This window comes from Olleya sp. HaHaR_3_96, from assembly GCF_019278545.1.
GTDB lineage: Bacteria > Bacteroidota > Bacteroidia > Flavobacteriales > Flavobacteriaceae > Olleya.
Genome location: NZ_CP058987.1, coordinates 3883349 through 3895412, shown reverse-complemented (window position 1 = coordinate 3895412; position 12064 = coordinate 3883349). Strand labels below are relative to the sequence as shown.

Here is a 12064-nt window from a genome sequence, read left to right as displayed (position 1 = left end):
TTGGTTAGTTTAACTATTAGTAGTTAAAATTATAAAGATGTTACACAAATTTAAAATTATTTTTTTGGACGTTGCCTTTATCCTGAATTTAGTTCAGGATAAAGGCCAGGCTTTCTCTACTCGCTCTCTGCGAGGAGCTCAAACACACCGTTCAATCCTTAACGCAACTCAGCAGTAAAAATCAACACTTCGGGAGTAAATTATTTCTAATCCTAGGTCGTCAGTCCATCTTTGTAGCATCAAACAATCAAAAACGACCAATCTATGAAACCTTTATTATCCTTTTTAATCCTCCTTTTAACACTAACCACACAAGCCCAAACCACAATCTCTGGAACAGTAATGGATACTAAACATCAGCCAATAGTGGGGGCTAATGTCTATTTAGAGGGGACTTATGATGGCGCTAGTACATTAGCAAACGGACAATTTTTATTTACAACAACAGCAGTTGGACAACAAAACTTAGTGGTGTCCTTTGTGTCTTATGAAGCTAAAACAATCACCAAAGACGTTACAAGCTTATCAAATTTAAACATCACATTGCGTGACGATGTTAATACTTTAGATGCAGTTGTTATTTCGGCAGGGACATTTGCGGCAGGAGACAATAGTAAGGTTTCCGTTTTAAAACCTTTAGACGTGGTAACTACAGCAAGTGCTTTAGGTGACTTTGTTGGTGCTTTACAGACTTTGCCAGGGACATCAACCGTTTCCGAAGATGGACGATTATTTGTACGAGGCGGTGATGCAGAAGAAACTCAGATTTTTATAGATGGCATACGTGTCTTTACGCCGTATTCTCCAACCATTAATAACGTCCCTACTCGTGGACGCTATTCGCCATTTTTATTTGACGGAATAACCTTTTCAACAGGAGGGTATAGTGCAGAATACGGGCAAGCTTTGTCTAGTGTTTTAGAATTAAATACCGTCAATCAACCAGATCAAGAAAAAACCGATATAGGAATTATGAGTGTTGGGGCCAGTCTTGGTAATACTCAAATTTGGGGTAAAAACAGCTTAAGTGTTAATGCGTCGTATATTAATTTAGCGCCCTATTTAAAATTGTTTCAAGATCGTAACGATTGGAAAAAGCCCTACGAAACCATTTCTGGAGAAGCTGTGTTTAGACACAAAACAGACAACGGAATCCTTAAATTATATTCCGCTTTTGATACTAGTAATTTTAGTCTAATACAAGACGATATTAATTATGCAGACGGATTACCATTTGCTTTAGATAACAAAAACTTATATTTTAATGGTTCGTATAAAGCGGTTTTAAATAGTAATTGGACCTTATCCAGCGGTTTAAGTTATACCTATGCTAAAGGTAAAGTTAATGTGTTTGATAGCCGCATTCACTCCACAGAAAATTCAATTCATGCCAAGCTAAAATTAAAACACCGATTTAGTAATCGGTTTAAATTAAACTTTGGTATCGAGCAGTTTGCGACTACATTTGATGAGCGTTATCATGATGTTTTTGTAGATCAGGTCAACTATGGTTATCACAACAATCTTACAGGTGCATTTACAGAAGCAGATGTGTTCTTCTCTAAAAATCTAGCCTTAAAAGTTGGATTACGTGCAGAATATAGTGCGCTGTTTGATAAGGTTACTATGTCACCAAGAACGTCTTTAGCCTATAAAACAGGACGTAAAAGTCAATTGTCATTGGCTTATGGTAATTTTTACCAACAACCCAATAGTGCGATTTTAAAATTTGATCAAAATTTGGACGCGCAACAAGCAGAACACTACATTTTAAATTATCAATATAATGCAGATGGTAAAATATTTAGAGCAGAAACGTATTATAAAAAATATAGCGATTTAGTTAAATACGATACTGATTTTACTAGCTTTAGTAGTAATTATAATAATTCAGGATCTGGTTATGCTAAAGGCTTAGACCTGTTTTTTAGAGATAATAAAAGCCTCAGGAATATCGATTATTGGGTAAGCTATTCGTTATTAGATACCACACGAGATTATAAAAACTACCAAGAAGCAGCACAGCCTAATTTTGCTAACACACATAATTTATCAATTGTTGGTAAATATTGGATAGATAGCTGGAAAAGTCAAGTAGGTTTTAGTTATGGATTTGCATCAGGGCGCACGTATACCAATCCAAATTCAAGTGGGTTTTTAAATCAAAAAACAAAAAGCTATAACAGTTTAAGTGTTAATTGGGCCTATTTACTAAGTCCACAAAAAATCTTGTATTTTTCTGTAAACAATGCCTTAGGTTTTAAAAATGTTACCGGTTATCAATATGCAGATACCCCAGATTTAAATGGACAGTTTAATAGCCGAACATTACGGCCTGCAGCAGATCAGTTTTTCTTTGTAGGGTTCTTTTGGACTATTAGCGAGAAGGGGACGGATAATCAATTGGATAATCTTTAGGAGCTTGGTGTTAGTTGGTTTTTAGTAAAAACTCCTCTTTCTTTTTATTTCCTTTTAAGGGAAATTAAAATTCATTCTCCTCTTAAATTAAAGAGGAGAGCTACATATATTCGACTGATTAGTTTGCTAAATTAATTCGGAGTGATCACGGTAAGTCAGTTCGCGTGCTGTGACGATAGGAGTAGTGTATCGAGAACTTTATGATGGTAAAAACTCCTCTTTCTTTTAATTTCGTTTTAAGGGAAATTAAAATTCATTCTCCTCTTAAATTAAAGAGGAGAGCTACATCTAATCGACTTATTACTTTGCTAAACTAATTAGGAGTAATGATATTAACTCAGTTCGCGTGCTGCGATGGTAGGAGTAGTGTATCGAGAACTTCATGATAATAAAAACTCCTCTTTCTTTTAATTTCCTTTTAGGGGAAATTAAAATTCATTCTCCTCTTAAATTAAAGAGGAGAGCTGCATATAATCTACTTATTACTTTGCTAAACTAATTAGGAGTAATCATAGTAAGTCAGTTCGCGTGCTGCGATGGTAGGAGTAGTGTATCGAGAACTTTATGATAGTAAAAACTCCTCTTTCTTTTGATTTCCTTTTAAGGGAAGTTAAAATTCATTCTCCTCTTTAATTAAAGAGGAGAGCTACATATAATCGACTTATTACTTTGCTAAACTAATTGGGAGTGATTATAGTACGTCAGTTTGAGTGTTGTTACTTGAGGAGTGGTGTATTGAGAACTGTTATTTTAGTAAAAACTCCTCTTTCTTTTAATTTCCTTTTAAGGGAAATTAAAATTCATTCTCCTCTTAAATTAAAGAGGAGAGCTACATATAATATACTTATAACTTTGCTAAACTAATTAGGAGTGATTATAGTACGTCAGTTTGAGTGTTGTTACTTGAGGAGTGGTGTATTGAGAACTGTTATTATAGTAAAAACTCCTCTTTCTTTTTATTTCCTTTTAAGGGAAATTAAAATTCATTCTCCTCTTAAATTAAAGAGGAGAGCTACAATGTAATATGCTTATAATTTTGCTACATTAATCAGGGGTAATCATACCACGTCAGTTCGAGTGCTACGACGATAGGAGTAGTGTATTGATAATTTTTAAAATAAAGGTAAAGACTCAAACTGTGCAATTATAAATAACTTCCCGCAAGCTCTCGCATCAGACAAAGCATCGTGATGTTTTAAAGCAATATTATGGACTTTACAACAAGCATCTAATTTAGCAGGTTTATAACCTTTACTACGATACAATTTAAGAGTGCATTCCCAACGTTGTTCCATGACCAAATCCGTATGCGGAATATTATAATCACTCATCGTTTTTAGTAATACGGTTCGGTCAAAAGACTCATTGTGAGCAACCGTTACAATTCCAGAAATACGTTTTTTAATTTCCGGATATACTGCTTTAAAGTTTGGAGAAAACCGAGTGTCGTCCTCAGTAATGCCATGGACTTGTACATTATGGTAGTTGTAGTCGTTGTTTGGAGGCTGAATTAAAGCATGAAACTCTTCAATAATTTCTCCATCTTTAAACGTTACAATCCCAACCGAACAAATGTGGTGTCCTTTTGCAGTTTCGAAATCTATTGCAGCGAATGTAGATGACATGTTTTTGATTTTGGGTAAAGTTACAGCATAATATTTAAACTATTTACTCAAGGCTTTCAAAATTCGTTCTTCGTTAATAACAATATCTCTGAATAAAACATGTGGAAACTCTTTGTGTTTTGATGTTTTGAAGAAGTCGAAAATATTAGATAGAGTGGAAGCTGTAATTAATGATAAATTCATTTCGGTATCCATTTCACAATCTGTAACAAAATCGTCACTAAATTCTGGTGCAACAAGTAAAATTTTAACAATACGTAAATTATTTTTAAGTGCTAAGTTTTGATAAGATTTAAGCTGTCTTGATACTGAACTAAATTTATTATATCCTCTTTCTTTACTTGTTTTACACTCGACTATAATTATTTCATCATTACCTAAATTTAAAAGAATATCCATCATATCCTTTTGGGTATTTAAATTGTTCTTGAACGTTTCATCGACATTAAATCCTAAGCTGTTAAAAATAACCTTTGTTAATTCTTCAAATTTTATACCTAACTCACTCTCCTTTATAATGATTCCGTTCTCTTTTAGTAAGTTAAGATTTCTATAAGCAACATTTTCATAGTTTTCTAGATATAAATTTTCAACGTCTTTATAATGTTCCAGAATGTTTAAAATATCATCTCCACGTTGCTTGATACCATTGTCTTTTATAAATTTTGTTAAATCTTCTCTTGTTATTAAATCTAAAATATCTCTAGGTTTGATATTATAATCTAGTAAGAAATCAGCTTTTAAAACATATTCATCTTGTAGTTCAAATTGATCTTTTATTTGCTTATTTAGTTTCGGTAAAGATTGATTTAACTCCGTAAGTAATTTATCAAATCCATCTAAAGAAATACCAACTTTTTCATCACGTTCTACAGTTTCAAAATACTCGATCAGACTACTTATTTTTTCATCTAAAGTGCTGCCTTTTAAAGTATTTATGTTTAGTCCCTTTTCGCATAACTCATTAAGTGTTTTTTTCTTTTCAGTTAATGTGCTTCCAGTTTTATAAATATCTTCTAAAAGGAGAGTTGTAAATGAAACCCCTTCTTTTATTATCTCTTCAATTTTTTCAGAGTAGGATAACTTTCTATCTATATTGTGTTCTTTACAAATTTGGTTTACTATTGGTTCTCTTAATAGTTTTAGAGTTCTTCTGTAAAATTTATCTCCAACTTCTTTTTCTCTAATTTTTCTTAATATTCTTACCATTTCATCAGCAACATAGATGGTGTTCTCTTTATTTGAAAAAAATATTACGCCAATATTTTTTAATCCTTTGATAACATCTTGGATATCAAGTTTCTTTATAGATAAAATGGAGTAGTTAATTAGTTTAACCTCTTCTTGAGAAAGTCCCAGCTGTTTTGAAAGTGTTAATATAATTGATAATTCATCGGAGGAAACTTTTGCTTCTCGATTATTTGCGATGTCATTATTGTAAGCCGTGTGTAAACAGGACTTGTAGATTTTATAATCCCTTTTTCTTAGGGGACTCAGTTCGGATTTGTCATCTTCAAAATCAGCATTAAGTCCTTTTATTCTAGTTTTAAGCTGTTTTATTTCACTTTCATATAATCTAGAAAACCAGTCTTGTTTTATTATACAATTACCATCACGTATAATTATATCTATTAAAATATCTAATTGGGAAGCGATTTCCTGAAATTCACATTTTATATGTTCTTGAAATTCTTTTTCAGTTAACGAAAATATTTTAGATATATTTTGGTTATCTACAGACTTTAAGCCTTTGTCAGTTGAACTCAAAATCTTATTGATTTCCTTTATGTTTTTAGGGGTCTTTGATATTATTGTATCAATTATTTTAATAAAAGAGTTCTTTTCAATAGAACCCATTCTATCTAATATGTTTTCTAATTTCATAAATATAGTTTTGTGAGATTAATAGCTATTAACTTAGTTCCAAAACAAAGCATTTCCCCACAATAAAAATTACGGAAACCCGTAATCTCTTCAATTTTATTCTAAAACATAAACCTACAACTATAAACTCTCAAATAAAATACGTAGAACTACGTATATTTATTAACGCTTAGTACTGCGTTGTCTCCATAATAAAAGGGCCATTAAAAAACCAAACGCCATGTAAACACCATGTGCCCAACGTATGTCATTTTCGGTTGGACCAATAAGAGTTTCCACTTTTGTTCCTAAGCTAAACCAATAGATAAAAATGGCAAAGACGACTAAAATAATACTACCTACTGTACCACTAACTAATAAAACATGTTTGGTAGTAAAGAAGAAATTAGCGGATAAGGCGCCCCAAAAAAAAGTTAAAACATACAAGCCATTGTCGGTGTAAGTTTTTATAATGCGACTAATAGTGTCGTTATCTGTTGTACTGTCCACAGCCAAATAAATATCAAAAACAATTAGAAGTATAAATAGTGTGATGATAAGATATTGGATTCTTTTTACAAAAGCATCGTTGGCCAACAATTGGTTGATAGGTTGCATAGTTTTTAATTGTTTAATGTAAATTGAATAAACTCCTCATGACGTTGCGACCATATAAAATGACCATATAATAAACCTGTAATTAATAATAGGACTTGGTATTTTGTTTTTATAATCAAGTCTTTTGGTAATTTCCGACCATATAATATCATGATTATAACAATAATAGCTAATGCAATTGGCGGGATTTCCCAATGGGTAATAAAAATATTAAGAATTGGTTTTTTACTTCCTAAAAAAAAGTGTCCTCCAAAAACGCCCCAAAGGAAGGTGATAAAAAAGTACTTGTTATAACTCCAGTTTTTAATCACCACATTAATAGTATCGTTTTTGTATCTATTAATATTTAGCATAGCATTGAGTAGTATTAGCAACCCAATGGTAGTAAACACGATAAATTCGACAGTTGTAATGGACATAAGTAGGTTTTTTTGAAGACTTAAAGTTAGTGGTTTTGGGTTGTAAATCCAATACATAAATGGCCGTAATTATAAAAGCTTACAGTTCAGCCTGAAAAAGTGACAGTTGGGTTAAGCCTTTTTTTAAATACTGTAGGATCGGTTGATATTTGTAGTGTTATTATAAAACTCTAAAAACTATGTATAAAATAGCGATTACAATTGCCTTGTTTTTAACCACAATGTTACAAGCGCAAACGACTTATCAATCTGGCATGACTAAAGCCTTTGCGCTTTGGGAAGACGGTAAAATGGCTGAGGCTTCCAACGTATTTGAACGTATTGCCACTGTTGAAAAGCAAAACTGGTTACCATCCTACTATGCTGCTCAGGTATTAATTTTAGACGGATTTTCTATATTAAAAGATAAAGAGGCTTTGGATGCTCAACTTAAAAAAGCACAAGCTTTTGTAGATGCTGCTTCTAGTAGATCTAAAGATAATGCCGAAATTATGGTGCTTCAAGCCCTGTTGTATACTGTATATGTTGCCAGTGATGGGGCAACTTATGGTATGACGTTATCAGGAAAAATAAATGCATTATACGTCAAAGCCAACCAATTAGCACCTGATAACCCAAGAGTTATGTTAAGTAAAGCCGAATGGGATATGGGAAGTGCTAAGTTTTTTGGTCAGGATACCCAACCATTTTGTGCTCAAATAGAAAAATCTTTACAACTTTTTACTAACTTTAAACCTGAAACGGCGTTTGATCCTAATTGGGGAGAGGCGCGTGCAAAGCAATTAACTGCGACATGTAAAGCACAGTAATTGTTAATGCAGTATAATGTGATACCTATGAATAACATTTTTAAAAAGATTGTTTTAACCTTTGCTATTGGTTGCGTGGTTTTTGTTTTTGGACAATACCTATCTAATGGCTTTAGTTACAATACGGTTGGGCAATTTATTGAAGATTTTGTATTCTATCAACTATATTCCTTTGTTTTAGGGTTATCAAATATGACTTTTTTCGCCTATATGGAACGTCGCCAATGGATGGCTGGACAGTACGTTAAACGAGTTGTTTTGGGGGTTTTAGGCTCTACTTTAATTACATTATTTGGACTGTTTCTTTTAAGAGGGTTTACGTCCGTAATTTATATAGGTAATTCGTTTTCCTTTTTTATTAGTAAGGAGACTTGGCAAGGCTATTCTTTTGGATTGTGGATGACCTTGACTATCGTTTCTGTTTTTCATGTGGTTTATTTTTATAACAGATACCAGAAAAATAAACTGAAAGAACAAAAAGTGATTGCGGGGACTGCTAGTGCTAAGTTTGACGCTTTAAAAAATCAGTTAGATCCACATTTTTTGTTTAATAGCTTAAATGTATTAACTAGTTTAATTGAAGAAAACCCAGATAGTGCACAAAAATTTACGACTAGTTTATCTAAGGTATACCGTTACGTTTTAGAACAAAAAAATAAAGAATTAGTTACCGTTGATGAAGAATTAAAGTTTGCCATAACGTATATGTCTTTATTAAAAATGCGATTTGAAGACAGTATTATTTTTGATATCCCAGAGCAAACTATAAACCCAGATAGCAAAGTAGTCCCTTTAGCTTTACAGTTATTACTAGAAAATGCAGTAAAACACAACGTTGTAACTAGTAACCGACCATTACATATTAAGATTTATGAAGCTAACGGAAACCTTATAGTAGAAAATAATTTACAACCCAAAGCAATTGTAAAAAAGAGTAGCGGTGTTGGTCTTGAAAACATCAAACAACGCTACGCATTATTAACCAATAAACGTATAAGTATTAGCCAAAACTCATCTAGTTTTAGAGTGGCAATACCTATGCTAACTAAAGAATTATCAGTGATGAAACAAATACCTCAAAAAGAATTTGATGACACATATATAAGAGCACGTAAACATGTTGAAGAGTTAAAGGAGTTTTACTATAACCTAATTTCGTATTGTATTGTTATTCCGTTTTTAATTTTTGTAAACTATTATACCAATTGGAACTACAAATGGTTTGTATGGCCATTATTTGGTTGGGGAATTGGGATTTCGTTTCATGCCTATAAAGTCTATGTTAACGATGGTGTTTTGGGTAGGAATTGGGAAGACCGTAAGATAAAGGAGTTTATGAATGAAGAGGAAGGCAAACAACGTTGGAACTAAAAACAAAATAGTATGGAACATAATAAAGAATCTTATAACGACGCTGATGCCGACCTACAACGCAGCTATGAAAAAGAGGAAGCCTATTTAAGAGCCAAAAAAAAAGTAGAAAAAATACAGGGCTTTTATTGGCACTTGGCAGTTTATGTGGTGGTTAATATCTTTTTAGTGATTACTATTTCTAGGAATTCTAATTTGCCATTTTGGAGTTTTGCAACGTTCTCTACTGCATTATTCTGGGGAATCGGTTTAGGTTTTCATTTTTTAGGTGTTTTTGGAACCAACTTTTTATTTGGTAAAAACTGGGAAAAACGTCAAATAGAAAAATATATGAATAAGGATAAAGAAAATAGACGCTGGGAGTAGGTGGTGAGTTAAAATAGGGATAAGGCAAAAGGAATAAGTCAAAAGGCATTAGGGAAAAGGCATAAGGCATGAAGCACAAGGTGTAGATTGACAAAAGAGTAGAAGCAGTCTGAACTTATTAGTCGTTGATTTTTTTACCGAAAGGTGTCGCATAGTAAAAGTGAAATATTAAAATAAACCAACCAAATAATAGTACCAATGAAAGTCATAATAATAGAAGATGAAAAACCATCTGCAAGACGTCTGCAACGTATGCTTACGACATTAGATATGGAAGCCGAAACCATGTTACATTCGGTAGAAGAATCTATAGATTGGTTTAATACTAACCCGCATCCGGATTTAATATTTTTAGATATTCAGCTTAGTGACGGGTTGTCTTTTGAGATATTTGAAGCGGTTGAGGTTAAATCGGCTATTATTTTTACAACTGCTTATGATGAGTATGCCCTGCAAGCTTTCAAATTAAATAGTATCGATTATTTATTAAAACCTATTGATGACCAAGATTTAGAAACTGCGGTGACAAAATATAAGGCTAGGCTTCCGCAGAAAACAAGCATTGCATTAGACTTTGAAGATATCAAAAAGTTATTGGTTAATCCAGTCGATAGAGTGTACAAAAAACGATTTTCGGTTAAAGTTGGACAACATCTTAAATTAGTAAATATTGATGATGTTGAATGCTTTTACAGCGAAAATAAAGGGACTTATCTCTATACTACAGAAGGGCGTAATTATTTATTAGATACGACTCTAGAGGGGTTAGAAAAGGAGTTGGAACCAGAAACGTTTTTTAGAATAAACAGAAAGTATTTTGTAAACATTAATGCCATCAAGGATATGATAAGTTACACTAACTCGCGCTTACAAATCAAGTTAAATAACTATAATGAAGCTGAGGTTATTGTCGCTAGAGAGCGTGTTAAGGACTTTAAAGAATGGTTGTCTTAATTATTCTTCTTCGTCCTCAATCCTATTATCATCAAAAGCACTGGGCAATAATTTAGGTATAAATTTGATGACTAATGGTAGTAGTAATGCACCGCCAGGTAACAAGAAAATCGCTAAGCTAGGTATGGATTTAAAAACATCTAGTAGTTGGTCTTGTACCTTTTTTTGTTCTTCTTTGCTTAAATCTCTAATCGTCGATTTAGATAAAAGAATAACTAACTCTTTACTTTCTAAAAGCTCTTGCGTTAATTTTTTACTATTGCGTTTAATTAACTTAAACACCATATTAGTAGAGTTATCGTAAAATGTTTTGACAATATTTTTAGAGCCTAAAAGGGGCACTTTTTGTCGGTACGTTTTATAAAATACTTCTATCGTTTTTGAAGCTTCGTTGGTTTGGTGTTGTGTTAGGTTAAGATTTTCGCCTAAAGTATTTAAAAATATTTCTTCTTCGTTATCTAATTTTGCATCTGTCCAAGTAGCCATAGCTGCAAGGTCTAAACAATACCTAGAAAATAGGTTAGAGTCCACACTAGCAATAGCTTCGTTAAAGACTAAGACACTATCACGTTGGTAACGTAAGGATTGTTCAAAAAGATTAATTAAGCTTTTGTCATAATCTGACTTTGCCTTTTTGCTATTTAAAGTGTTTAAAACAATACTCTCTATAATAGCCTCGTAATTTTTAATAATGTCGTCATTAACACTACCTGTCTTCAAATAATTTCTAAACGCTAAGACATCTACAAATAATAGGGCGTTAGTTATAAAGTAATTAAAACTTTTATCTATTAAATTGTCATCAATCTGAATACGCTTATTAATAATACGCTCGGCTTGATCCTTAACATCTTTAGAGCCTATGATAGCTTGTATAAAAGAGACTCTTTCTTTGTTTATAGTATTATAAAAATTAGCGACTTCAGTATAGAAGTCGTTTGTAGTATTATGATTGGTATAGGCAATAAGTAAAGCAATGACTAAATTTATTTTACAAATTTCGTCGGCTTCAAAATCGTCGTTTTCAACCCAATTATTTACAACAGTAACATTACTTCCATATATAAAACCGCAATCTCTAAAGTGTCTGTAGTACACTTCCAAGTCGTTGTCTTTAAAGAGATCTTGGGGTTTTAGCTCTCTTATTAGTTTTTTAATCCAGCCTGACGCAGATGGGTTCATTGTTGTTTTTTATTTACGGTATAAAGATACTTTTTTATAATTATTATTTCCTTTTTTTTCAAATTAACCAAACTTTTATAAAACCGCTATTGCAATTGTTGCGTAAGTGTATCCGAGAACCAAAAATAACAATTAACAAAAAATCTCAAAACATTATGAAAAATTTAAAATTTATTTTAGGAGTAGGTGTATTTGCAGCAGCAGGTTTCTTCTTCTTATCAGCGGATCACATTGATGCTCCAGCAGTACAAGGTGGTACAAGTGATATCACAGATTTTTACGCGTTTCAAGGCGAGAACACAGATAACTTAGTGTTTGTGGCTAACGTACAAGGCTTACTAAGTCCATCTGCAACAGGTAGTGCTAGTTTTGATGAAAACGTGATGATCGAATTTAACATTGACAATACAGGAGACAATGTAGAAGATTTAGTTATCCA

At 32.4% G+C, this 12064-nt stretch carries 10 protein-coding genes and 1 pseudogene; 6 read left to right on the top strand and 5 right to left on the bottom strand.

What is annotated here, in order from left to right:
- The first annotated feature begins 264 nt into the window (after nt 1-264).
- Complete coding sequence (locus H0I26_RS17140) at nt 265-2418, top strand: TonB-dependent receptor (protein ID WP_218700146.1); 2154 nt, start codon at nt 265-267, stop codon at nt 2416-2418.
- A 1112-nt stretch (nt 2419-3530) separates the two neighbouring features.
- On the opposite strand, the gene H0I26_RS17135 is transcribed toward H0I26_RS17140, so the two are convergent.
- The 4 genes from H0I26_RS17135 to H0I26_RS17120 all read right to left on the bottom strand — a co-directional run bounded on the left by H0I26_RS17135 (nt 3531) and on the right by H0I26_RS17120 (nt 6943).
- Complete coding sequence (locus H0I26_RS17135; protein ID WP_136583867.1) at nt 3531-4043, bottom strand: 3'-5' exonuclease; 513 nt, start codon at nt 4041-4043, stop codon at nt 3531-3533.
- Between the two features lie 39 nt (nt 4044-4082).
- The gene (locus tag H0I26_RS17130; protein WP_218700145.1) at nt 4083-5927 is read right to left on the bottom strand and encodes a hypothetical protein; all 1845 of its coding nucleotides are present in this window, start codon (nt 5925-5927) and stop codon (nt 4083-4085) included.
- A gap of 162 nt (nt 5928-6089) precedes the next feature.
- A complete protein-coding gene (locus tag H0I26_RS17125) occupies nt 6090-6524 on the bottom strand; it encodes a hypothetical protein (protein WP_101019723.1) in 435 nt (144 codons plus the stop codon).
- Nucleotides 6525-6529: 5 nt separating this feature from the next.
- Nucleotides 6530-6943, bottom strand: a complete 414-nt coding sequence (locus tag H0I26_RS17120) for a hypothetical protein (RefSeq protein WP_218700144.1) — start codon at nt 6941-6943, stop codon at nt 6530-6532.
- A 179-nt stretch (nt 6944-7122) separates the two neighbouring features.
- Between H0I26_RS17120 and H0I26_RS17115 the strand changes: the two genes are divergently transcribed.
- The 4 genes from H0I26_RS17115 (at nt 7123) to H0I26_RS17100 (ending at nt 10443) form a co-directional block, all read left to right on the top strand.
- Nucleotides 7123-7752 (top strand): hypothetical protein, encoded by a 630-nt coding sequence (locus tag H0I26_RS17115; RefSeq protein ID WP_218700143.1) that lies wholly within the window; start codon nt 7123-7125, stop codon nt 7750-7752.
- A 27-nt stretch (nt 7753-7779) separates the two neighbouring features.
- Nucleotides 7780-9123 (top strand): 2TM domain-containing protein, encoded by a 1344-nt coding sequence (locus H0I26_RS17110; RefSeq protein WP_218700142.1) that lies wholly within the window; start codon nt 7780-7782, stop codon nt 9121-9123.
- A gap of 12 nt (nt 9124-9135) precedes the next feature.
- Nucleotides 9136-9489, top strand: a complete 354-nt coding sequence (locus tag H0I26_RS17105; RefSeq protein WP_101019713.1) for a 2TM domain-containing protein — start codon at nt 9136-9138, stop codon at nt 9487-9489.
- Nucleotides 9490-9687: 198 nt separating this feature from the next.
- Nucleotides 9688-10443: a LytR/AlgR family response regulator transcription factor gene (locus tag H0I26_RS17100; RefSeq protein ID WP_218700141.1), complete on the top strand. Its 756-nt coding sequence runs from the start codon at nt 9688-9690 to the stop codon at nt 10441-10443.
- Here H0I26_RS17100 and H0I26_RS17095 read toward each other — a convergent pair whose 3' ends face one another.
- Nucleotides 10444-11625 carry an LETM1-related biofilm-associated protein gene (locus tag H0I26_RS17095; RefSeq protein ID WP_218700140.1) on the bottom strand — a complete coding sequence of 394 codons (1182 nt, stop codon included), beginning with the start codon at nt 11623-11625 and terminating at the stop codon, nt 10444-10446.
- Here H0I26_RS17095 and H0I26_RS19890 point away from each other — a divergent pair.
- Nucleotides 11616-12053, top strand: a pseudogene (locus H0I26_RS19890) (DUF4331 family protein); the annotation flags it as partial. The gene H0I26_RS17095 and the pseudogene H0I26_RS19890 sit on opposite strands and share 10 nt — an antisense overlap.
- Nucleotides 12054-12064: the final 11 nt, after the last annotated feature.